20 protein-coding genes are annotated in these 21,906 nt (G+C 49.0%); 7 read left to right on the forward strand and 13 right to left on the reverse strand.

Features of this window, described 5'->3' with window-relative positions; translation table 11 throughout:
• Positions 1–77: 77 nt before the first annotated feature.
• Positions 78–293 carry a 30S ribosomal protein S21 gene (gene rpsU, locus ACJJI8_RS08255; RefSeq protein WP_020411530.1) on the reverse strand — a complete coding sequence of 72 codons (216 nt, stop codon included), beginning with the start codon at positions 291–293 and terminating at the stop codon, positions 78–80.
• 173 nt (positions 294–466) lie between these two features.
• On the opposite strand from rpsU, the gene tsaD reads away from it, so the two are divergent.
• From tsaD to folK, 3 genes are read left to right on the forward strand one after another with little or no spacing between them, the layout of a single operon-like run.
• The gene (gene tsaD / locus ACJJI8_RS08260) at positions 467–1,501 is read left to right on the forward strand and encodes a tRNA (adenosine(37)-N6)-threonylcarbamoyltransferase complex transferase subunit TsaD (protein ID WP_444934777.1); all 1,035 of its coding nucleotides are present in this window, start codon (positions 467–469) and stop codon (positions 1,499–1,501) included.
• A 44-nt stretch (positions 1,502–1,545) separates the two neighbouring features.
• Positions 1,546–1,935, forward strand: a complete 390-nt coding sequence (gene folB, locus ACJJI8_RS08265; protein ID WP_282934467.1) for a dihydroneopterin aldolase — start codon at positions 1,546–1,548, stop codon at positions 1,933–1,935.
• Between the two features lie 2 nt (positions 1,936–1,937).
• Positions 1,938–2,429, forward strand: coding sequence for a 2-amino-4-hydroxy-6-hydroxymethyldihydropteridine diphosphokinase (folK, locus tag ACJJI8_RS08270; protein ID WP_444934778.1), 492 nt, complete (start codon positions 1,938–1,940; stop codon positions 2,427–2,429).
• Positions 2,430–2,496: 67 nt separating this feature from the next.
• Here folK and ACJJI8_RS08275 read toward each other — a convergent pair whose 3' ends face one another.
• Positions 2,497–3,609, reverse strand: coding sequence for an NADH:flavin oxidoreductase (locus ACJJI8_RS08275; protein WP_444934779.1), 1,113 nt, complete (start codon positions 3,607–3,609; stop codon positions 2,497–2,499).
• A gap of 414 nt (positions 3,610–4,023) precedes the next feature.
• Between ACJJI8_RS08275 and ACJJI8_RS08280 the strand changes: the two genes are divergently transcribed.
• A complete protein-coding gene (locus ACJJI8_RS08280; protein ID WP_282934464.1) occupies positions 4,024–4,485 on the forward strand; it encodes a winged helix-turn-helix transcriptional regulator in 462 nt (153 codons plus the stop codon).
• A 21-nt stretch (positions 4,486–4,506) separates the two neighbouring features.
• On the opposite strand, the gene ACJJI8_RS08285 is transcribed toward ACJJI8_RS08280, so the two are convergent.
• From ACJJI8_RS08285 to ACJJI8_RS08305, 5 genes are all read right to left on the reverse strand, one after another.
• The gene (locus ACJJI8_RS08285; RefSeq protein WP_444934780.1) at positions 4,507–5,565 is read right to left on the reverse strand and encodes a type 1 glutamine amidotransferase domain-containing protein; all 1,059 of its coding nucleotides are present in this window, start codon (positions 5,563–5,565) and stop codon (positions 4,507–4,509) included.
• Between the two features lie 202 nt (positions 5,566–5,767).
• Positions 5,768–7,015, reverse strand: coding sequence for a sensor histidine kinase (locus ACJJI8_RS08290; RefSeq protein ID WP_444934781.1), 1,248 nt, complete (start codon positions 7,013–7,015; stop codon positions 5,768–5,770).
• On the reverse strand, positions 6,999–7,694 hold the full coding sequence (locus tag ACJJI8_RS08295) for a response regulator transcription factor (RefSeq protein WP_413664232.1): 696 nt from the start codon (positions 7,692–7,694) through the stop codon (positions 6,999–7,001). Before ACJJI8_RS08295 ends, ACJJI8_RS08290 begins: the two co-directional genes overlap by 17 nt.
• 103 nt (positions 7,695–7,797) lie before the next feature.
• A complete protein-coding gene (locus ACJJI8_RS08300; RefSeq protein ID WP_444935158.1) occupies positions 7,798–8,517 on the reverse strand; it encodes a pteridine reductase in 720 nt (239 codons plus the stop codon).
• A gap of 1 nt (position 8,518) precedes the next feature.
• On the reverse strand, positions 8,519–9,739 hold the full coding sequence (locus ACJJI8_RS08305) for a multifunctional CCA addition/repair protein (RefSeq protein ID WP_444934782.1): 1,221 nt from the start codon (positions 9,737–9,739) through the stop codon (positions 8,519–8,521).
• 532 nt (positions 9,740–10,271) lie between these two features.
• Here ACJJI8_RS08305 and ACJJI8_RS08310 point away from each other — a divergent pair.
• Complete coding sequence (locus ACJJI8_RS08310; protein ID WP_413664235.1) at positions 10,272–10,844, forward strand: helix-turn-helix domain-containing protein; 573 nt, start codon at positions 10,272–10,274, stop codon at positions 10,842–10,844.
• 76 nt (positions 10,845–10,920) lie between these two features.
• On the opposite strand, the gene ACJJI8_RS08315 is transcribed toward ACJJI8_RS08310, so the two are convergent.
• From ACJJI8_RS08315 to ACJJI8_RS08325, 3 genes are all read right to left on the reverse strand, one after another.
• The gene (locus tag ACJJI8_RS08315; RefSeq protein WP_444912041.1) at positions 10,921–12,510 is read right to left on the reverse strand and encodes a SpoVR family protein; all 1,590 of its coding nucleotides are present in this window, start codon (positions 12,508–12,510) and stop codon (positions 10,921–10,923) included.
• Positions 12,510–13,787: a YeaH/YhbH family protein gene (locus tag ACJJI8_RS08320; RefSeq protein WP_413664237.1), complete on the reverse strand. Its 1,278-nt coding sequence runs from the start codon at positions 13,785–13,787 to the stop codon at positions 12,510–12,512. The genes ACJJI8_RS08315 and ACJJI8_RS08320 overlap by 1 nt, the downstream gene beginning before the upstream one ends.
• Positions 13,788–14,025: 238 nt before the next feature.
• The gene (locus ACJJI8_RS08325) at positions 14,026–15,948 is read right to left on the reverse strand and encodes a PrkA family serine protein kinase (RefSeq protein ID WP_413664238.1); all 1,923 of its coding nucleotides are present in this window, start codon (positions 15,946–15,948) and stop codon (positions 14,026–14,028) included.
• Positions 15,949–16,287: 339 nt separating this feature from the next.
• Between ACJJI8_RS08325 and galE the strand changes: the two genes are divergently transcribed.
• Positions 16,288–17,316: a UDP-glucose 4-epimerase GalE gene (galE, locus tag ACJJI8_RS08330; protein ID WP_444934783.1), complete on the forward strand. Its 1,029-nt coding sequence runs from the start codon at positions 16,288–16,290 to the stop codon at positions 17,314–17,316.
• Between the two features lie 349 nt (positions 17,317–17,665).
• On the forward strand, positions 17,666–18,991 hold the full coding sequence (locus ACJJI8_RS08335; RefSeq protein WP_444934784.1) for a M1 aminopeptidase family protein: 1,326 nt from the start codon (positions 17,666–17,668) through the stop codon (positions 18,989–18,991).
• Positions 18,992–19,105: 114 nt separating this feature from the next.
• Here the strand turns inward: ACJJI8_RS08335 and ACJJI8_RS08340 are convergent, their stop codons facing one another.
• The 3 genes from ACJJI8_RS08340 to pdxA all read right to left on the reverse strand — a co-directional run bounded on the left by ACJJI8_RS08340 (position 19,106) and on the right by pdxA (position 21,879).
• On the reverse strand, positions 19,106–19,918 hold the full coding sequence (locus ACJJI8_RS08340; RefSeq protein WP_444934785.1) for a symmetrical bis(5'-nucleosyl)-tetraphosphatase: 813 nt from the start codon (positions 19,916–19,918) through the stop codon (positions 19,106–19,108).
• A gap of 27 nt (positions 19,919–19,945) precedes the next feature.
• Positions 19,946–20,746: a 16S rRNA (adenine(1518)-N(6)/adenine(1519)-N(6))-dimethyltransferase RsmA gene (rsmA, locus tag ACJJI8_RS08345; RefSeq protein WP_444934786.1), complete on the reverse strand. Its 801-nt coding sequence runs from the start codon at positions 20,744–20,746 to the stop codon at positions 19,946–19,948.
• A gap of 149 nt (positions 20,747–20,895) precedes the next feature.
• Positions 20,896–21,879 (reverse strand): 4-hydroxythreonine-4-phosphate dehydrogenase PdxA, encoded by a 984-nt coding sequence (gene pdxA / locus ACJJI8_RS08350; RefSeq protein ID WP_444934787.1) that lies wholly within the window; start codon positions 21,877–21,879, stop codon positions 20,896–20,898.
• Positions 21,880–21,906 lie beyond the last annotated feature (27 nt).

Raw genomic sequence — 21,906 nt, forward strand, 5'->3', positions numbered from 1 at the left:
GCCGTTCTTTATAGCTCCGCTACGGGCTAAGCCCGTCCGGCCGCCTCGCTGCGACAGGCTTATGCAGCCTGCGGCTCTTAGTAGAGACGCTGGAACTTGCGGTTTTCGCGCTGAAGCTTTTTAGCGTGACGCTTTACAGCGGCAGCAGCTTTGCGCTTACGAACAGCGGTGGGCTTCTCGTAGAACTCGCGACGACGTACTTCAGACAGTACGCCTGCTTTTTCACAGGAGCGCTTGAAACGGCGCAGGGCGATATCGAAAGGTTCGTTGTCTTTGATTCGTACAGAGGGCATTAGGATACCTGTTAAAATTCGTTTCTCTCGGCCATTCCGGCAATGCTCTCGCAGTTGCATCCGGTGGCCGGTTCACAGCGAGGGCGCAAATTCTAAACACTCCTATACGGGATCGCAACCCCATTTTCCAGTATGATAACCACCCCTCGAAGTAGTCACGAGAATGAGATCAAGTGCGCGTCCTTGGTATAGAAACTTCCTGCGATGAAACTGGCGTCGCTATTTACGATTCTGAGTCCGGTTTGCTCAGCCATGCCCTGTTCAGTCAAGTGGACCTGCATGCCGATTATGGCGGTGTAGTCCCCGAGCTGGCGAGCCGTGATCATGTGCGCAAACTCTTGCCGCTGATTCGCCAGGTAATGAAGAAGGCCGATACCAGCCCTTCAGACCTCAATGGCATCGCCTATACCGCGGGTCCCGGTCTGGTGGGAGCGCTGATGGTCGGGGCCTGCGCGGCCCGTGCACTGGCCTATGGCTGGGATATCCCGGCGGTGGCGGTGCACCATATGGAAGGCCACCTGCTGGCCCCAATGCTGGAGGATAATCCGCCTGCCTTTCCTTTTGTGGCCCTGCTGGTTTCCGGCGGACACACCCAGCTGGTAGAGGTGCGGGGGCTCGGCGATTACGAACTGATGGGTGAATCCCTGGATGATGCCGCCGGCGAGGCCTTTGATAAGGCCGCCAAAATGCTCGACCTGGATTATCCCGGTGGCCCGCGTTTGGCTGCCCTGGCGGAGAAAGGAGACCCCAAACGTTTTACTTTCCCGCGTCCTATGACGGATCGACCGGGGTTGGATTTCAGTTTTTCAGGCCTTAAAACCTTCACCCTGACGACGGTGCGCAAGCACGCCCTGGAGGATGGTTTGCCGGACGAGCAGACTTGCGCAGATATTGCTGCGGCTTTCCAGGAGGCGGTAGTGGACACCCTGGTGATTAAATGTCGTCGCGCCATTAAGGCTTCTGGCTATAAAACCCTGGTAATTGCCGGTGGAGTTTCCGCAAATAAATTATTGCGCGAGCGTTTGGAAACGAGCCTGAGAAAGGATAACGCCAGCGTCTACTATCCCCGTCATGAATTCTGTACTGATAACGGCGCCATGATCGCCTATGCCGGTAGTTTGCGTTTAAAGGCCGGAGAGCAGACGAGCCTTGCGGTGGATGTGCGCCCGCGCTGGCCTATGACAGACTTGCCCAAGACCGAACTTTAAAAATCCCAGGGCTAGCCTGGCAGTAAAAAGAAAAGAGCCGATAGATGGATATTGTTTATATACGGGATTTAAAGGTGAATACCATTATTGGTATTTACGATTGGGAGCGGGAAGTGCGCCAGACGGTGAGCCTCGATCTGGAGATGGCTTTCGATATCAGTGAGGCGGCGCGTACAGACAATATCGAGCACACACTTAACTATAAAGCGGTGGCCAAGCGCTTGATCGCTTTTATTGAAAGCAGTGAGTTCCTGCTGGTGGAAACCATGGCAGAGCAGGCTGCGGCAATTGTCAGGGAAGAGTTTTCTGTAAGCTGGCTGCGACTGCGTTTGTCCAAGCCGGGTGCGGTCAGGGGGTCCAGGGATGTGGGTGTCATTATTGAGCGCGGCGAGAGGCCGGCAAAAGGTGCAGCAGCGATGTCTGCGGGAGTGTAAACGTGGCTCAGGTGTATCTCAGCCTCGGCAGTAATATCAATCGTGCGCAATATATCCGCGCAGCGCTGGATGCCCTGACCGGACGGTTTGGCGAATTACAGGTGTCCCGGGTCTTCGAAAGTGAAGCGGTGGGTTTCCAGGGCGATAACTTTTACAACCTGGTGGTTGGGCTGCAAACTGACCTGCCGGTAGGACAACTGGCCCTGTGTCTGCGCGGTATTGAAGATGCCAATGGCCGCCTGCGCTCCGGGCCCAAGTTCAGTGCACGAACCCTGGATATTGATATTCTCACCTATGATCACCTGACCGGAACTGTCGACGGGGTAAAGTTGCCTCGAGGTGAGATTGTAAAAAATGCCTTTGTTTTACAGCCTCTGGCAGAGATTGCTCCAGAAGTATTGCATCCGGTCGAGCAGAAAACTTACCGTCAGCTGTGGAATGAGTACGACCAGGCTTCACAAAAATTGTGGCCGGTAGAATTTATTTGGCCGTGATTCCAAGAATTTTTTAAAAAATGCAGATAAAAAAGCAGCCCTTTGAGGCTGCTTTTTTTAGGAATAACTAACTCAGGCTCATTAGCGCTTCTTTGGTGAACGGAGTGATTTCCTCCGCGCGATCTTCACGCACCTTGGCGAACCAGTGTGGGTCTTGTAATAGCGCGCGGCCAACGGCAATCAGGTCGAACTCCTGGTTGTCCATACGGCGGGTCAGTTCGCCTAAATCGGTAGGATTGGCAGTACCGCCCATGCCCTGGTTATTGCCGCCGATAAAATCATCGTCAAGGCCGACACTGCCGACAGAAATTACCGGTTTTCCCGTCAATTCCTTGGTCCAGCCTGCCAGGTTGAGATCAGAACCCTCAAATTCTGGCACCCAGAAGCGTCTTGTAGAAGCGTGGAAAATATCAACGCCGGCTTCAACCAGCGGTGTCAGGAAGCGTTTCAGTTCTTCCGGGTTTTGCGCCAACTTGGCTTCGTAATCCTGCTGCTTCCATTGGGAGTAGCGCAGCACTATGGTAAAGTCTTCGCCTACGGCTTCACGTACCGCTTTGATAATTTCCACTGCAAAGCGGGTGCGATTTTCGATGGAGCCACCGTACTCGTCATCGCGTTGGTTGGTACCTTCCCAGAAAAACTGGTCGATCAGGTAGCCGTGGGCGCCGTGGATCTCTACGCCGTCAAACCCAACTTCCTTGGCTGCTTTGGCCGCGTCCGCAAAAGCTTGTACAACTTCCCGAATGTCCTCTTTGCTCATCGCCTGGCCATTGGGCTTGCCGGGTTTGAACAGGCCTGAGGGGGAGTAGCCGGGCACTGATTTATCCGGGCCTATGCCCTCTTTGCGCACGGAGCCTACGTGCCATAACTGCGGGATAATCTGGCCACCGGCAGCGTGTACTTCGTCTATCACTTTTTTCCAGCCGGCAAGAGCGGCCTCACCGTAGATTGCCGGAACATTCTCGTAGCCGTTTGCGGCTTTATGATTAACGAAGGTGCCTTCGGTAATAATCAGTCCCACTTCGCCCTCGGCGCGGCGGCGGTAATAGCCGGCCACTTGATCATTGGGGGCGTAGCCCGGTGACATAGTGCGGGTCATGGGAGCCATCGCAACCCGGTTGCGCAGTTTTAGGGATTTATGCTCGAAAGGACGCAGCAGGCTGTCCAGGGAACCACTCATATCTCTCTCCTGAATGTCTCGATTCAAAATTGGGACTCAATGGTCCCGCTCGGTCACAATTAAAACGGTTGCGTTATAAGACCTTATTTCGAGACTGAGTTCAATATCTGGTTTCGTATTGCAACTCTTTTGCCGGTATACTGGCTAGGGAGCCTCTGAATAACTCCGTGATGCCTCTGCGGGCCATGAAGGCTGCAGATGTTAGGCGCAGCTCGCCGCGAATGGCTCAGTCCTTTGCAAGAGCTGCAACGCAGCAGCTGTGGCCTTCAAGGCCCGCCCTTCGGGGCTTGCAGAGCGATTCACACTCCGCGTTGCGACTTCTTGAAAGGTCTAGACATTCCTGCGAAGCCGCGCCTTGATTGTGAACCGCTCTGCATGCCAGAGGTATCACGGAGTTATTTAGAGGCTCCCTATATGTCACGTAAACGCTTTGATGATCTTGATTGCTCCCTGGCTTGCGCCCTGAATGAGGTGGGGGACTGGTGGTCCCTGCTGATAATTAAGCAGGCGATGCTGGGTACCCGCCGTTTTGTGGATTTCCAAAGAAACCTGGGAATTGCCAAAAATATCCTTGTGGATCGGTTATCACGTCTGGTGGATAACGAGGTGCTGGTACGCTTTGATGCGGGTGAACACGGCACTCGCTACGAGTACCGTTTAACGGAAAAAGGTCGGGACCTGTTTACGGTGGTAATCGCCCTACGCCAGTGGAATCTGCGCTGGAACGGCAATAAAGATGGGATGCATCTGGTCGATAAAAACAGTGGTGAGCCTATCTCCGAAGTTGCTGTGCAGAATGCCCAGGGACAAAAACTCAGTATTCGCGATGTATTATTTGTGGATGAAAATGGCCAGCCCCTAGAGCAAGCTGGCTAGCTGGCTTTTTGAGGAGCTCTATCAATCCTGGCTCTTGGATAGCAGTCTGATTATGTCCAGAGCCCTGCCCGGCTCCCAACGCATAACAGAGACAACGCCGTGCATGGCCAGTAGGCGCTGGTCTATTTCCCCTTTCTCCTGCAGCTTGTGTAATTTCTCTGTGGTCTCGGTAAAGCCGCGCTGCTCATAAGTGAGTAGTAATTTGACGGTCTGCTCCGCCGGAGTGATTTGGCGTGGAACAGGGGTATACCCCATCGCGCTTACCATACTCTCAGCTGCCAGCCAGGTGGACCAGGGGTTTTGCCCGGTAATAAGCTGGCCATCCACGCTGACTTGTTCCAGGTAAGTGGGCCCAGCCTGAAAAAACGCGCCTTGCTCACGTAAGCGATCCTCAAGCAGGAATGGAAATCGTTGCTCGGCGTCAGGGATAAGAAAAAGCTCCTCTTCGTTAGTAAAAGCACTGATCTGCCGATCGGCGATTAAGGGCTTGCCATTATCCAGGGTGATATTGGCAAGGGCTGCTGGCCCGTGGCATACCGCTCCGATAATTTTGCCGCTGTTATAGATTTCCCGCACCAGGGACTGGATATGGGGGTTGTCGGGGAAATCGAACATGGTGCCTTTACCGCCGACAAAAAATACGGCCTGGTAATCCTCTGCTGATACCTGATCGATAGGAATACTGTTGTTGACCTTTTGTTGTGCCTCCGGGTCATTGAGAAAGGCATAGTCGAAAGGCCCCAGATCATCTTTATCGATCACCGCAGGCGGTTTGCCGCCTTTGGGACTGGCAATATCGACAATAAATCCGTTGGCTGAGAAGATGTAATAGGGGCGTGCCAGTTCAGTTAATTCATAACCAGTTGCCTTGCCATTATCTCCCATCGTTTCAGTACTGGTGACAACAGCTAAGATTTTTCCTCGGCTTTCCCTGGGTAATTGTTGTAAATACGGCAGGTCACTTACTGTCGTAGTGGAAAAGTCCTGCTCTTGGGGTGGAATTAGGCCCTTAATCCAAATAATAAAACCAAAAAATACGGACAAAGTCAGAGCCAGGGAAATAACAATTTTCTTCAACATATTAATCTCCAAAATTGCAGTAGCAGACGGAAAATCTTCTAGTGAGTTCGTAGGAGAATAAGGGATGGAAGGTGAAATTCAGGTGAGATTGCAATTGCTATTTAGGAAGAAAGAAAAAGCTGCGCTCGAGATCGTATAAGGTATGGATGCTGATTCACTGTGCATCTCGAGCGCATACGGTAAAAATTTGAATCTTAGAACGCTACTTTGTAAAAGATAGAGCGCACTGATAAATATTGTTCCGACATTGGATAGAGATGGTCCAATTTAAGGCTTCACAGATTCTCTTGGCCAGGAAAAGGCCTTGACCAATACCGTCACTGCCTTCCCTTTTTTGGCCGGGTAAGAGGGAGGTTTCTAGATCTAATTGGTTGTCTGTGGCGTTCTCAAAAAAGAGTGTGTCCCCCTTATAGGTAATAACCAATTCAGGGCTGGTAGCGTGCTGTAATGCATTGCTGATCAAGTTGTCGAAGAGCAGACTTACCAGGTGTCGATTGGCCAGGACTCTGACTTTGTGCCCTAACTTTAAATCAACATTAAAATGCTTTTGTACAATTAACTGGTGTTGAGCTAAAAGACGTTCCTCTAGTAAAGCGCACAATGGGATATCTTCCGACTGTAGAGACTCAGAGCGGGCGAGGGCTAATAGTGTCTTAACGGTTTTTTCCATACCGGTAACAGTTTCTAATAGCTCATTTTTCTCAGCTAAAGTTATTTCCCGATTTTGACTGAGAGCCAGTGTGCTTTTCAGAATGGTTAGCCCGGTGCGCAACTCATGGCTTGTATCCCGGGTAAACTCAGTTTCCCTGCGCAATGTTAGCTTGAGCTGGTTAAGAGTATCTTGCAACGTACTTGCGAGATAACCGATTTCATCTTGTTCATTGTTATAGGGCAGGGAAATTTGAGAATCGCAGTTTCTCTGCTGCTGAACTGCTTTAGCAAGGGCTACTACAGGCGCGATGGTTTTACGGGAAATACGATAAGCACAATAGAGGGCTAAGAGTAGGGTCAAGATACAGGCGCTGGCAAAAAGCCAGAGAAGCTTTGAAGATTGTCGGGTAACAGTGAGCAATTCACTGACTTCAGCTACGAGAACGGCGGAATGGTTGTCCGGAAAATGTACTCTGCGTAAATGGAAGTGATGTTCAGTATCACTAAACCACTCAGCCTTTTCTGCATAGCTTGGTAAGGCAGTGCGCAGTTCGGCCGGAATTATTTTGCTTTCAGTGTATAGCGTTAAATAGGGTAGGCGTGGCTCTGGGGTCGCATTAGTCAGTCTTGCCTGCTGTTCGAGGTAGCGGACTTCTCCGGCCAATAAGTTATCGAGTAAATGGTCTTCAACTACATAGGCCACCATCATACAAATGGCAAAAAACACCAAGCATAGCAGCAGGGTAAAACTGCCAAAAATAGCGAAGACCTTCCTCTGTAAATTACTGGTTTCGCGCATTGGGAGTTTCCAACTGATAACCGAGATTGGTGATGGTTTTTAACATAGGGGCCTGGAAAGGCTTATCCAGTGTTTGGCGAAGACTATAAATGTGGGATTTTAAGGCGTCTGTTTCTGGGGGTTCATCACCCCAAATATGGTGGATTATTGCCGAGCGGCTTACTGGTGCTGGCGACGCCTGGGCGAGCATAGTGAGAATGCGAAAACCGATAGTTGTCAGGGGCAGAGGTTGTTTATCCCGGTAGGCCGTTTGCTGGCGCTGGTTTATCTGTAAATCACCGACCTTAATTTCTTCACTGGTATGCAGCTGGTGTCTACGTGCCAGGGCACGGCATCTCAGTATCAGTTCCCTTGGTTCGAAGGGCTTACATAAGTAGTCATCGGCACCGATACCAAATCCGCGTTCTTTATCTGCGAGAGCATCTCGGGCAGTTAACATCAGAATTGGCATGTTAACTGGCGCTTGTGCCTTGATCTTTTCGCAGACCTCTAAGCCGTCCATATCCGGCAGGCCCAGGTCGAGAATAATCAGGTCGAAGATTTGTTCCAGGGCCAGCTGTAAGCCCTGGCGGCCCCGCTGGGCATAATCTATCTGCCAGCCCTCAGCGTGCAGGAATTCGGCAAGCTGGCGGGCGATAGTGGGGTTATCTTCAATCAACAATATCTTCAGTGAGCGCACCGGCAAATCTCTTTTGGCAGAGGAAGTTGCAAAACATTCTGACAGAGTGCCGGTGAAATTGAAGTGAAGCCTCGTTGTTGGACTGTTTATTGGTTGGGCTGCTCTAGATATTGAGGTTGCGGCCGCCGTCAACGGCAATAACCTGACCGTTGATATAGGGGGCGTCACAGACCAGGAAGCGCACGGTTTTGGCGATATCACTGGGGTCACCGGTTCGTGCCAAAGGAATGCGCTGGGTGATCTGTGCTTTCTTGGCTTCGTTAGTTGCCTCTTGCTCTGGCCAAAGAATGGCACCGGGGGCGACTGCATTGACCTGGACCTGGGGAGACAGCTCCAGAGCGAGGCTTTTTGTCAGCATTACCAGCCCAGCCTTGGCGGCGCAGTAAATAGTGTGCTCGGGCATCGGGCGCTCGGCGTGAATATCCGCCATATTAACAACGCAACCCTGTTGTTGGCTGAGTGTTTCTTTCAGGGCCTGAGTGAGAAAGAAAGGGGCTTTGAGGTTGCTGCCTACCAGCCGATCCCAGTCCTCCTCGGTCGCATTCCCCACAGGTGTGGGGTGAAATGCTGAGGCATTGTTGACCAGAACATCAATACTGCCCCAGGCCTCTTGTGCGCGTTGGGCCAGATTGGAACAGGCTTCGGCGCTATTCAACTCACTGTGCAACGCTATGGCAGAGTTGGGGCGACGTTGGTTCAGCTCGTTTGCCAGGGCCTTGGCAGCATCAGCCGAGTTGCGATAGTGAATAACAACTCTGTGATCTCTGTGCAGCTCTTCAGCAATAGCACGGCCCAGGCGTGCGGCGGCACCGGTAATCAACACATTACGCAATGTAGTTATCCTTTACTCTGGCGATTGCCTTGATGCGCTCCCGGTCCAGTGCTTGCCCCAGTTTCGCACCCTGGTAGCCCTGTTTAATCAACTCCTCGGCAGTTACTGCCGCTGCCCCATCTCGAGCGGCGCGCAAAAATTCCACCTGTGGATAATCTCGATTCTCCAGCCCCTCACGACCTCGGGCATCTGCCTCACAGGCGCGAAGAAAGTTTTCAAATCGCTCGGGACGTCGCAAGGCATCCAGACTGCGGATCATTTTCATAATGGTCTGTGGGCGCAATTCGAAGGCTCTGTGGCAATGCAGGTGGTATTCGCAGACCCCGACAGCTAGTGCAGTCAGGTCTTTTGGGGTACGCCAGCGCTCACAGACGGCCTTTACAAGAGGTACGCCTGCGGCCTCGTGTCCGTGGTGGCTGGGGAGAATCTCCTCGGGAGTCAGTCCTTTGCCCAGGTCGTGTAGCAGTACTGCAAAACGCAAGGGGAGCTCTGGCGGTGCGGCGCGCAGGGCTAGCAGTACGTGTTCTCCAGTGTCCACTTCGGGGTGGTGTTTGGGCGGCTGGGGAACACCAAACAAATTCTCTAACTCTGGTAACAGTACCGAGAGGGCGCCGCAGTCTCGCAGTACCCGAATAAAAATATCGGGGTCTGGCTCGGTAAGTGCCCGGCTTACCTCTTTCCAGACCCTCTCGGCCACCAGGTATTCCACTTCACCCGCTTCTACCATCTGGCGCATGAGTATCATGGTCTCAGGGGCAACGCTAAAGCCAAGGTGATGGTAGCGGGCGGCAAAGCGGGCCACTCGCAGTACTCTTAGCGGGTCTTCGGCAAATGCAGGGGAAACATGGCGCAAAAGCCGAGCTTCAAGATCTTCCTGCCCACCGTAGGGGTCAATTAGATTGCGGTCTCTGTCTTCTGCAATGGCATTAATAGTGAGATCTCGCCGCAGGAGATCCTCTTCCAGGGTGATATTGGCATCGGCGTTAACGGTAAAACCGCCATAGCCGTGTCCGCTCTTTCTTTCGGTGCGAGCGAGCGCGTATTCTTCACCGGTCTCAGGGTGTAGGAATACTGGAAAATCTTTGCCGACTGGGCTGTATCCGAGGTCCTGCATTCTATCTGCATCTGCCCCAACCACTACCCAGTCACGCTCGGTGACTGGGCGATTCAAAAGTCTGTCGCGCACTGCGCCGCCAACAAGGTAGATCTTCAAAGCATTTGCTCCAGAGCTGGAGGGACCAGTGATCTGATAGGTGATTGTACTGCCATAAGTCCATTTGTTCCGGCGTTGTTCCAGGTTTGTCTGCTGGACGGAGGATGAGCGGTAGGAGTGTAAGAAGCTTCGGCAAGATAAAAAAAAGGCCCCGAAAAAACAAGGGGGCCCAGGGTCTTAGGGTATTCGCTTAGCAAACATTTCTTTGCCAACTGTGGGGGCTCTGACTTAACGGCCACACCACTGGAAAGGATCGCGTGACAAGTCCCAAGTCACGAATCTAGTGTCATTCTAAGAAACCTGTCTTACCTGTCAACTATATCTATTAGTATTTTTTGAGGGGGTTGTTCCGCTGTTCGTTAATAAATTACATGGACCGAATTTCGGGCTGGGTTTGCAGCATTAAACAGCATAATTTATAGGGGCGGTTCAGCTGGGCAGGATAATTTCACGTGTAACTCTGTGGGGCAGAGGATACTTTCGGGAAGTTGACTGTTCTTCTTTTTAATCGCAGTTGTTGGGGAGAATAAAGATGAGCGAATTACATGTGCTAACCACCGGGGAAGCAGCCAGGTACTGCGGTGTTAACTTCCGAACGGTGATTCGCTGGATTGAGCGTGGCCAGCTCAAGGCATACAAACTTCCAGGGCGTGGTGACCACCGTATCTGTGTTGAGGATTTCGTGGGCTTCCTGCGGGACAACTCAATGCCAGTTCCGAACGACCTGGCAGTTCCCAGTCGAAAAGTGCTTTTGTTAACGACTGATCCTGAGCTGACTTCAGGTGGACGCCAGGCGCTTCAGCAGATGGGGTGTGAAGTAGAAGTAGCTAGTGATAGTTTTTCCGCCGGTATCTTGATGGCGAGTGCCAAGCCGGCGTTGTTAGTGGTTGACACTGGATTGCTTGGGGAGAGTGGGTTTCAGGTGCTGGACTACCTCAGATCCCGCAGTGAGTATTCAAATTTGAGCATTCTGGTTGTGCCTTCTGATGACGATGGCGAGAAAGCCCGTTGGCTGGATGCTGGAGCTGATGCTCTTTTAACTCACCGCTCTGAGCACGGTGAACTTTCTGCAAAGGCCAAGCTTTTGTTGGAAGCTGATGCCTAAGTAGCGCGATTCGCTAGAGGGTATTATTTCCCCATTCTGTGCGGGGCTGGTATTTCAACAGCTCCCGCGCTGAAACCTAAATGGGTTTTGGTATTAACATAGACTCTTCTTCACCCTCCGGTCGGTCCCGACCTTGCTCCGGGCAGTGACAACTGGCCGTTATTTGATCCCCATTCAAACTGTTCAGGTGAACATCGAAGCCCCATAGCCGGTGAAGATGCCTTAATACCTCTGCTGTATCTTTACCAAGAGGGCGACGGCGGTGCTGTGTGTGGTGCAGGGTCAGTGAACGGTCACCACGGGTATCTACTGAATATACCTGGATGTTTGGTTCCCGATTGCCTAGGTTGTACTGTCCCGCAAGGTTCTCTCTCAACTGGCGATAACCGCTCTCATCGTGAATTGCGCTGACAATGATATCGTTCTCTTTATCGTTGTCGCTGATACAAAATAGTTTCATGTCTCGCATAACCTTGGGAGACAGGAATTGTAAAATAAAACTTTCATCTTTGAAGTCGCGCATGGCGAATTGAAGGGTTTCACGCCAATTACTTCCAGCAATGTCTGGGAACCAGCGGCGATCCTCTTCAGTGGGGCTTTCACAGATACGCCGTAAGTCAGTAAAAATACTGAAGCCTAGGGTATAGGGATTGATACCGCTGTAGTGAGGGCTGTCAAAAGAGGGTTGGTAGATAACATTGGTGTGGCTTTGAAGAAACTCCATCATAAAGCCTTCAGTCACCCGCCCGCGCTTATACAGCTCGGTTAAGAGAGTGTAATGCCAGAAGGTAGCCCAGCCCTCATTCATTACTTGGGTTTGCCGCTGTGGATAAAAATATTGGGCCAGCTTACGTACAATACGCACCAGCTCCCGTTGCCAGTTTTCCAGGAGAGGGGCATTTTTCTCAACAAAGTACAGGATATTCTCCTGAGGCTCTTCGGGGAAACGTTTCTCCTTTGTCTCCTCTATACCGTCACCGAGTTTTGGGATGGTCCTCCATAAATCATTGAGCTGTCTCTGGCGGTACTCTTCTCGCTCTTGCTGTTGGCGTTCTTCTTCAATAGCCGAGATTGGGTAAGGGCGTTTATAGCGATCTACACCGTAGTTCATTAGGGCATGACAGGAGTCGAGAATGGCCTCGACTTCATCAAGCCCGTAGCGCTCTTCACAGCGGGAAATATAATTTTTGGCAAAGATCAGATAGTCAATAATACTGCTGGCATCTGTCCAGGAGCGAAACAGGTAATTCCCTTTAAAGAAAGAATTGTGCCCATAGGAGGCGTGAGCAATCACCAAAGCCTGCATTGTCATGGTATTTTCTTCCATGAGGTAAGCGATGCAGGGATTAGAATTAATGACTATTTCATAAGCCAGCCCCATCAATCCGCGCTGGTAATTATTTTCCACGCTGATAAATTGCTTGCCAAAAGACCAGTGGTGATAACCCACTGGCATTCCTACCGAGGAGTAGGCATCCATCATCTGCTCTGAGCAGATAACTTCAATCTGATTTGGGTAGGTATCTAACCCAAACTCTTCTGCCAGTGCGCCGATGGCGCGATCATATTCCTGAATTAATTCAAAAGTCCATTCTGAGCTTGTTGATATGGGCTGACGCGACTCAGATTCAGATGCTTCAGCGCCACTGGCAAATTTGTCGAGCATCAGGCAGTCACCTTTTGGCGGAACAGTTGTCGGAACACCGGATAAATATCCTGTACATCGACAATCTGCTCCATAGCAAAGTGATCGGGGAATAAAGTGCGGACACTTTCATACTCTTCCCACAGGGCCTGGTGATCTCTGGGAGTAATTTCCACATAAGAGTAATACTGCACATGGGGCATAATATCGTCGATAAGGATTCGGTGGCAGGTACTGGAGTCGTCGTTCCAGTTATCACCATCTGAGGCCTGGGCTCCATAGATATTCCATTCGCTGGCGGGGTAGCGATCTCTTATAATACGTCGCATTAATTTGAGCGCGCTTGAGACAATGGTGCCGCCAGTTTCCCGTGAATAGAAAAACTCCTCTTCATCAACTTCTTTGGCGCTAGTGTGGTGTCGAATAAAAACGACTTCTGTATATTCATAACTGCGCTGTAGGAACAAATATAAAAGTAAGAAGAAGCGTTTGGCCATATCCTTTGTGGCTTGGTTCATCGAGCCGGATACATCCATCAGGCAAAACATCACCGCCCTAGATCGAGGTTTTGGTTGTCGAATCAGCAGGTTATATTTCAGGTCGAAATCATCGAGGAAAGGGACTCGATTGATACGGCTGCGAAGTTCGGCGATTTGGTTTTTAAGAGCCTCAATTTTGCGCTGGTCTCGCAGAGCAGTATCTTTGTTTTCTTCTTGGGATAGGTCTTCCTCTAAATTGCGCAGGTTTCTTCGCTTATTACTGGTCAAGGCTATGCGTCTTGCATGGGCAGCCCTGAGTGAGCGGATCACATTGAGACGACCTGGAGTTCCTTCATTACTAATTCCGGCACGTACTATTTGAAAAGACTCGTTGCCGGCCAGGCGTTGCTTGATCATATTGGGCAGCTGGAGCCCCTCAAACATAAAGTCCAGAAACTCTTCTTGTGATATCTGGAAGACAAATTCATCAACCCCTTCCCCGCTATCGCTGGCACCACCACCATTTCCATCACCGCCTCGCTGACCTTGACGAGGGATACGATCACCAGCAGTAAATTGCTTGTTTCCGGGTAAAACTCGCTCTACGTGCCCACCGCTACCGTGAGAAAATAAGGGTTCGCTGATATCCCGAGTAGGAATACTGATTTGCTCTCCCTTATCCATGTCCATAATAGAGCGGCTATTCATGGCGTCGCCGACAGCTTTCTTAATGTGAGCCTTATAGCGCCTTAAGAATCGCTGCCGATTAACGGTACTCTTTTTCTTTCCATTCAAGCGGCGGTCGATGATATAGCTCATATTTCTGCCTTTGTTCTGAATAAAGCTCACAGGCATTCATCGCCATAAATCTATTCAGAATATTTCCTGCTGAATCCACCAAACACAATTATTGGTATCTTCACTATAGCGAGCCATTGAGGGTCCCGATGAGATGCTGTGAAATCACTCAAGTGCTCACTAAAAGTTAATGATCTAATCAGTATCCGGGTTTGGCTTCCTCGTGTTTTTCCAGTGACCTTAATGGAGGAAAACCTTACTATTGAGATTTTCTCACGCGTAGATACCATTCGGATAACAATCTAACCTGCTTCTCGGTATAGCCGCGTTCAACCATACGCGCAACGAAGTCTGCATGCTTGCGTTTATCATCTGCTGACGCCTTGGTATTAAAGGATATAACTGGCAGAAGATCTTCCGTATTGGAGAACATTTTTTTCTCGATAACGGCACGTAATTTTTCGTAAGATCTCCAGTCGGGGTTTTTTCCTTGATTGTTAGCCCTGGCGCGGAGTACAAAATTGACTATTTCATTGCGGAAATCTTTCGGATTGGAAATTCCTGCAGGTTTTTCTGTCTTTTCAAGCTCTTCATTAAGGGCGCCGCGATCCAGTATTTCACCGGTTTCTGGGTCGCGATACTCCTGGTCCTGTATCCAAAAATCGGCGTAAGTGACATAGCGATCAAACAAGTTTTGGCCGTATTCAGCGTAGGATTCCAGGTAAGCTGTCTGAATTTCCTTGCCGATAAATTCTACGTATCTTGGAGCTAAATATTCCTTGATAAACCCGAGGTAAGTCTCTTGTACTTCTGGTGGAAATTGCTCCTGCTCTATTTGCTGTTCCAGAACATAGAGTAGGTGGACCGGGTTTGCCGCCACCTCAGTGGCATCGAAATTGAAAACTTTTGAGAGGATCTTAAAGGAGAAGCGGGTGGATAGTCCGTTCATGCCTTCGTCTACCCCTGCATTATCCCTGTATTCCTGAATGGTTTTTGCTTTGGGGTCGGTATCCTTTAGGTTTTCACCGTCATAGATACGCATCTTTGAGTAAAGGCTGGAGTTCTCAGGGTTTTTGACTCTCGATAATACAGAGAATTGCGCCAACATCCGCAGGGTGTCTGGTGCACAGGGCGCTTTTGACAAGGAGCTATTTTCTAGCAGTTTCTGATAGATTCTTATTTCTTCCTGCACTCTTACACAGTAGGGCACCTTGACGATATAAATACGATCCAGGAAAGCCTCATTGTTGCGATTATTGCGGAAGGATTGCCATTCTGATTCATTGGAATGAGCGAGGATTGTACCGTTGAAAGGAATTGACCCCAATCCCTCTGTACTGTTGTAATTTCCTTCTTGTGTTGCAGTTAGTAGGGGGTGAAGCACCTTGATAGGCGCTTTGAACATCTCGACAAACTCCATCAGTCCCTGGTTGGCCCTACATAAACTACCAGAAAAGCTATAGGCATCAGGGTCATTCTGGGGGAAATCCTCAAGCTTACGAATGTCGATCTTGCCAACCAGTGATGAAATATCCTGGTTATTTTCATCACCGGGCTCTGTTTTTGAGATGGCAACTTGATCGAGAATAGAAGGACGAATTTTTACGACACGGAATTTACTGATGTCCCCTTTAAATTCATGCAATCGCTTAACAGACCAGGGAGACATAATAGTGTTGACGTATCGACGTGCAATGCCGTAGTCCTCTTCAAGGATGCGGCCATCCTCAGTAGGAGAGAAAAGGCTCAAGGGAGATTCAAATACTGGAGATCCCTTAATTGCATAGATGGGCACCTGCTCCATCAGGGCTTTTAGCCGCTCTGCAAGGGATGACTTTCCGCCACCAACAGGACCTAGCAAGTACAGGATTTGCTTCTTCTCTTCCAGACCCTGTGCGGCATGTCGGAAGAAAGAGACAATTTGCTCTATGGCTTCCTCCATACCATAGAATTCACTGAAGGCCTTGTATCGCTTAATAACCTTATTACAGAAAATACGTGACAGGCGCGGGTCCCGTGAGGTGTCTACCAGTTCGGCCTCGCCAATGGCCATCAGCATCCTCTCAGCTGGTGATGCATAGGCACTGCGGTCTGTCTTACACAGCTCCAGGTATTCCTGAATACTGAGTTCCTCGTCCTGGATAGATTCGTATCTTTCCAAGTAGTGATTGAAAATTGTCATGGTGTCTACCTCCCTGTAGCCTACTGGAATTAGCTCAGTTCCCTGCTTTGGTTAGGATGTCGTACGCCCTTGGCTTCTCTTGCCCAAATGGGACGAGCGATGTATGAGCTGTAAAGTCCAGATCGTGTTTGGGATACGCTTGGCGTGAAGCACTATCGTTATTGCCGTTGTGAACCTTGTTCTTTGCTGGAGTAAGTGTTGAATGCTCTCCAGCTTTTCCAGCATAGCTTTCCCTTTGAATGAGACAGTGGAATGTCACTTATATAGGTTGAATTGGGCGGCTGTTTTACGCTTTACTACAGCCCATATTGGGTATTAGAGAAATATTGAGGAACATAAATGGCGATTTTGGTGACTGGTGGTGCCGGATATATTGGCAGTCATACCTGTATCGAGTTGCTTGCTGCCGGCTTTGAGCCTGTAGTTGTGGATAACCTATCGAACAGCAGTGAGGAAGCCCTACGGAGGGTCGAGTTAATTGCTGGCAAAAATATCCCTTTTCACCATCTGGATATTAGTGATAAGGAAGGTTTACGCAAAGTATTCTCTGATCATAAGATTGACGCCGTAATTCACTTCGCGGGGTTGAAAGCAGTTGGTGAATCTGTTGCGCAGCCTCTGCGCTATTACCAGAATAATGTAGCTGGGACCTTAACTTTATGTGAGGTGATGGAGGAGTTTGGAGTTCACCGCCTGATCTTCAGTTCGTCGGCAACGGTCTATGGTGATTCTGAAACAGTACCAATTAAAGAAGATTTTCCTACTGGCGCAACCAACCCCTATGGCTCAAGTAAGTTGATTGTGGAAAACATGTTGCGAGATCTTTGTGCTGCGCCGAACAGCCAGTGGAAAGTGAGCTTGTTGCGTTATTTCAATCCGATTGGGGCCCATGAAAGTGGGACTATTGGTGAAGATCCTAGTGGTATCCCCAATAACTTACTACCCTATGTTTCCCAAGTGGCAGTAGGTAGATTGGAGCAGCTACAGGTTTTTGGTGGTGATTATGATACCGTCGATGGTACTGGGGTTCGAGATTATATACATGTAGTTGATCTGGCTCGCGGACACTTGGCGGCGCTAAACTTAATATGTAAAGAAGAAATTTCTGAGGGTTGTTATACCCATAATCTGGGAACGGGACAGGGCAGTTCTGTTTTACAAGTCGTTCGTGCTTTCGAGAGTGTCAGCGGGAAGGAAATTCCCTATAACATTGCTCCGCGGAGACCCGGAGATATTGCAGAGTGTTACGCAGATCCAGAGCTGGCTGAAACAGAGCTGGGGTGGAAAGCTGAGTATGATTTAGTGCGTATGGTGAAAGATACCTGGCGTTGGCAGTATAAAAATCCTAAAGGGTACAGTGCAGATTAGGCAAAATTAAGTTAAGGAAATTTGATCCTATTTTTGCCTCACAGAGGATTAGGTTTTTCTATCAACCTGATAATGCTCATTGCTTGCGCAGCTCCATGCGGATATTGCAGGCAATGAGTTTCTTTCATGTTCTAAATAAAATTATATCAATAGTACCTGCGTTAAGGGGTCATTAAGCTACTGATAGATACAATCCTGTTGATTGACTTGAACGTTTCTGATTAACGAAGAATAAGAATTATTTGTCTGTCTGGTTGTATGTATAACTCTGTATTGATAGTTATCAATATATGGAAGCATTTATTACTTCAATTTTTCTTTATTTTTTTCAATCTAAAAGGAGTTAAGATTGAAATATATTCAGTTTTTACTGTTAGTTTTAACTGGTTTTTCAGCTTTAGCTGAAGATATATCTGGGGTGGATATCGCGATTGAGAAGCAGGGCGATAAGCTCTGGAAGCTTACCTATCAAATGGATAGGCCGGCAAGCCGGATTAGCTTTGTACGTAACCCGGGTACCTCTCGTATAAAACGCTGGAAGCCTGTGTCACCAGAATTTGAATTAGTTTCTATGGATGGTGAAGAGTTTCTGGTTAGAAAAGATAGAAGTTCATTCGAACACATTGAAATTTATTTGACGCCTAGCTATATATCTCTTCCCAAAGACTATGCACCTTTCTCCCCCTATTCAGATGGTGGAAGCCTGATATACACAGGCCGCTTTTTTGCTTGTATTGACAACTGTGATGATAAAGTAAAAGCCTGGCGAATAACTATGCAAGTTCCCCCAGGTGAGCATATGATCATTAACGGGAAGATAAATGTTGGGACCGCCAGCTGGATTGATCGTGATAATGGAATGAATGTCTATGTTGGAACTCAAGAACCTATAAATACAGCTAGTGTTGTAGCTGTTATTGATAACGGTTTGCCAGAAAAATTGAGATTGTCTTTAGAATCAGATATTCCCAGGTTAATGAGTTATTTTGAGCAAAGGCTTGGGGCACTAAGTGGAACAAAGCCTGCTTTGTATGCATCCTATGCGAATGTCGATGATAACTCTTGGCAGGGGGGGACCTTACCACATCAGGTTTTTATGCATTGGAATATGAATGAACTTGATGGGAAATTTTCCGACCCTAACTTTATTAATGAAACCATTTGGTTTTTTGCTCATGAGGTCGCACATTTATACCAGCAGGGTAGTGAAACAGGATTGTATGGTGATGCAAATGAATCGTGGTTACATGAAGGGAATGCGGATTGGTTTGCCGCGCTGGTTTTATTAGATTTGTATCCCGAGTCATCAAAATATGTCTCTAATAAAATTAAGGCTTTTAAGGAAAGTTGCACAAAAGGTGTAAAAGAGATTCCTTTGGTTGAGGCTGCTAACAGGGGCAGGTTTGATCTGTATTATAGCTGTGGTCTGCTCATACATCGAGCAATTGACCTGTTTCTGCAAGGTGAAAATACTGATCCGTCAAATATTTTTTCAATGTGGAGTAGTTTTCGTCAAGAGGTCGAGGGCGGCGGAGAAAAAGGCGCTGATACTTTCTTGGTGCTTCTCAGCCAGAGGGAAGGAGCAGCGGAACTTGTTAACTCTATTGAGCTTTTACTTGATGGGAAACCGTCGAGTGTAGGAGTTGCTTTGGATCAATTAACTTATGGCTTATAAGGTTATTCAAGCTAGGTAAACTGACAGTTACACTCCCAGGTGATAATTGTCAGTTTATTTTTTTAGATTCGGTAGGTTTAAATTCTTCTTTTAGGCTTCAGGGCGAAGTGATTTTTATAAGCTGCAGTCTGTACAAAAAAATTCTTCATCACTTAATCGCATTGCAGTCAGGTACCCACCCCAAACGCAACCTGTGTCTAGGGCATAGATATTCTCAGTATCTGCGCGGCCTTCCAGGGCAGCCCAATGCCCAAAAATAACCTTGTCATTTCTGGTTTTTCGATTGGGAAAGCTAAACCATGGCTGGTATTCACCGTGAGAGGCCTGGACCCCCTTTTTATTGATTAGATCCAGAGTGCCATCAGCCTTACAAAATCGCATTCTTGTGAAGTAATTGGTAATGGACCGCAGGCGTTCGATGCCGATCAAATGATCATCCCAACAGTGTGGCTCATTACCGTACATGCCATAAAAATATGCCTTTGCCATAGCTTCGTCGGCGAGGGCCTTATGCACTTCAGTGGCGAGCTTTTGCGCTTTAGTAACGCTCCAAATGGGGGGGATACCCGCATGCACCATGGTGTACCCCTTCTTATGTACTAGAAGGGGTAGGCTTTGTAGCCACTCCAGTAACTTATCAGAATCTTTTGCTTTTAAAACCTTGGCAAGGTCGTGCTCTTTTTCAGACAGAGATTTAGCGCCATGGGCGATCGCCAGTAAATGGAGATCATGGTTGCCCAACACTGCTGTAACCTGCTGGCGGTGCTCATAGAGATAGCGAAGGGTGCTCAGGCTATCCTCACCCCGGTGAACCAAGTCTCCGGCAAGCCAGAGTTTGTCACGGTCAGCACTAAAATTGATTTTCTTGAGAAGGCTTTGAAAAGCTGCAAAGCATCCTTGAATATCTCCGATGGCGTAAGTTGCCAAGGTTCCCCCTAATAATGTGAAAAATAATTATTGTTGTTGCAAGTCTGTACAGTAGTCGGCCAGCTTAACAAAGTCCTCGACGCTTAAGGTTTCTGCTCGGCGGCCGGCATCAATGGGTAGCAGCTCGGGGTCGAGATCCGGGAATAGGGGTTTTAAAGCATTGCGCAGGGTCTTACGGCGCTGCTGGAAGGCTATATTGACGATTCTTTCCAATAATCCTTCATCTTTTGCGGTAAATGGCAGAGTGCTGTGGGGAACCAATCTCACGATGGCAGAATCCACCTTAGGGGCGGGCCGGAAAGACTGCGGGGGTACAGGGAACAGGCCCTGTACGCGACAGTAATATTGAACCATCACGCTAAGTCGCCCATAAGATTTAGTCGAAGGCGTAGCGCTGAGCCGATCTACCACCTCTTTCTGCAACATAAAATGCATATCCTGGACTTGCCCGCGAAAACTGAGCAGATGGAACAGTAACGGTGTGGATATGTTATATGGAAGGTTACCGACAATGCGTAGCTGCTTATCTCCAGCAAAGGTGCCAAAGTCAAATTTTAATGCGTCCTTTTCAATGATGCTAAATTCCGGGTATTCCCTGAATTTAAATTCCAGCATCGGAATCAGGTCGCGATCCAGTTCGACAGCGGTTAGAGATGGGCAGCGTTTTAATAGTAATTCTGTAATTGCCCCTTGACCCGGGCCAATTTCCACTAGCGTATCTGATTCTTTAGGGCCTACCGCACGAACAATGCGCTCGATAATATTTTCATCGACGAGAAAGTTTTGTCCAAAGCGTTTGCGGGCTTTGTGTTGAAAGAAGTTATCCATTGATATATCTGTAACCTGGATGATTAATTTTGCGGTTAAGCCTTGGGGTGCTAGTGAGCATTTCAGTTGGATACCCTTTAGGGCCTTTCACTGCGCTCACGTGGTGAGGGCATGGTTCACACTTTCTCCAAGCAAGTTTTAGGCACTGGTTAGGAACTGCGCAATTTAGCTATCGCCACAGCCTGAGACAGTGCGGCTTTGAGGCTGCCGCAGTCTGCAATACCTGTGCCCGCGATATTGAGAGCTGTGCCGTGGTCTACTGAAGTGCGGATAAAGGGTAGCCCCAAAGTGATATTGACGGCGTGGCCAAAACCCTTGAATTTTAACACTGGAAGCCCCTGATCGTGATACATAGCTAAAACGGCGTCACATTCCGACAAATGCGGCGGGGTAAAAAGACTGTCTGCGGGAAGTGGACCTTTCAGTGATATACCTTGGTGGCGCAAGTGTTCAAGTGTGGGTTCAATTATTTCTATTTCCTCATGCCCTAAGTGTCCCCCTTCTCCAGCATGGGGGTTGAGGCCGCAAACGCTAATACGAGGATTGGAGATGCAGAAATGTTCCCGCAAACTGGCGTCGAGGATGGTAATAATCTGCTCTAGAAGCGGGGGGGTGATAGCAGCGCTCACATCTTTGAGGGGCAGGTGAGTTGTCACCAGAGCAACTCGAAGGTCCTCTGCTGCTAGCATCATAACGACACGCTCAATCCCGGCTTTTTCAGCAAAGAACTCTGTATGGCCGCTAAATGGAGTGCCGGCATCATTGATAATGCCCTTGTGTACGGGCCCTGTAACCACGGCATCATACTGACCGGCCAGGCAACCCTCTGCCGCAACTGAAAGAGTTTCCAATACATAGGGTGCATTGACTGCATTCAATAGACCGGGTTTAGCAGGCTCGGCTATGGAGACCGGTAGTATGTAGAGAGCACCGGCAGGTGTCCCCTCTGTGCCTGCTGTGGACAGAGGAAGGAGCTGAAGAGGCAAACCCAATGCCGCAGCGGTATCTGTCAGTAGCTGGGGATCAGCAATTGCGACAATCTGTGCTGGAGAACTCTCTTGTGCAATCTTCACAGCCAGCTCAGGGCCAATACCTGCAGGTTCTCCGGGGGTGAAGGCAATTTTAGGAGCCATTGCTATATAACTTTCCTGTAGCTACAA

The organism is Microbulbifer maximicatervae (SeqCode), assembly GCF_052467695.1.

What these genes read in the sequence shown, in the direction of transcription:
- rpsU (WP_020411530.1), bottom strand. Translation starts at nt 293, where the DNA reads ATGCCCTCTGTACGAATCAAAGACAACGAACCTTTCGATATCGCCCTG.
- ACJJI8_RS08290 (WP_444934781.1), bottom strand. Translation starts at nt 7,015, where the DNA reads ATGCGCGAAACCAGTAATTTACAGAGGAAGGTCTTCGCTATTTTTGGC.
- ACJJI8_RS08315 (WP_444912041.1), bottom strand. Translation starts at nt 12,510, where the DNA reads ATGCTCGACAAATTTGCCAGTGGCGCTGAAGCATCTGAATCTGAGTCG.
- ACJJI8_RS08325 (WP_413664238.1), bottom strand. Translation starts at nt 15,948, where the DNA reads ATGACAATTTTCAATCACTACTTGGAAAGATACGAATCTATCCAGGAC.
- ACJJI8_RS08275 (WP_444934779.1), bottom strand. Translation starts at nt 3,609, where the DNA reads ATGAGTGGTTCCCTGGACAGCCTGCTGCGTCCTTTCGAGCATAAATCC.
- galE (WP_444934783.1), top strand. Translation starts at nt 16,288, where the DNA reads ATGGCGATTTTGGTGACTGGTGGTGCCGGATATATTGGCAGTCATACC.
- pdxA (WP_444934787.1), bottom strand. Translation starts at nt 21,879, where the DNA reads ATGGCTCCTAAAATTGCCTTCACCCCCGGAGAACCTGCAGGTATTGGC.
- folB (WP_282934467.1), top strand. Translation starts at nt 1,546, where the DNA reads ATGGATATTGTTTATATACGGGATTTAAAGGTGAATACCATTATTGGT.
- ACJJI8_RS08285 (WP_444934780.1), bottom strand. Translation starts at nt 5,565, where the DNA reads ATGTTGAAGAAAATTGTTATTTCCCTGGCTCTGACTTTGTCCGTATTT.
- ACJJI8_RS08320 (WP_413664237.1), bottom strand. Translation starts at nt 13,787, where the DNA reads ATGAGCTATATCATCGACCGCCGCTTGAATGGAAAGAAAAAGAGTACC.
- ACJJI8_RS08280 (WP_282934464.1), top strand. Translation starts at nt 4,024, where the DNA reads ATGTCACGTAAACGCTTTGATGATCTTGATTGCTCCCTGGCTTGCGCC.
- rsmA (WP_444934786.1), bottom strand. Translation starts at nt 20,746, where the DNA reads ATGGATAACTTCTTTCAACACAAAGCCCGCAAACGCTTTGGACAAAAC.
- ACJJI8_RS08310 (WP_413664235.1), top strand. Translation starts at nt 10,272, where the DNA reads ATGAGCGAATTACATGTGCTAACCACCGGGGAAGCAGCCAGGTACTGC.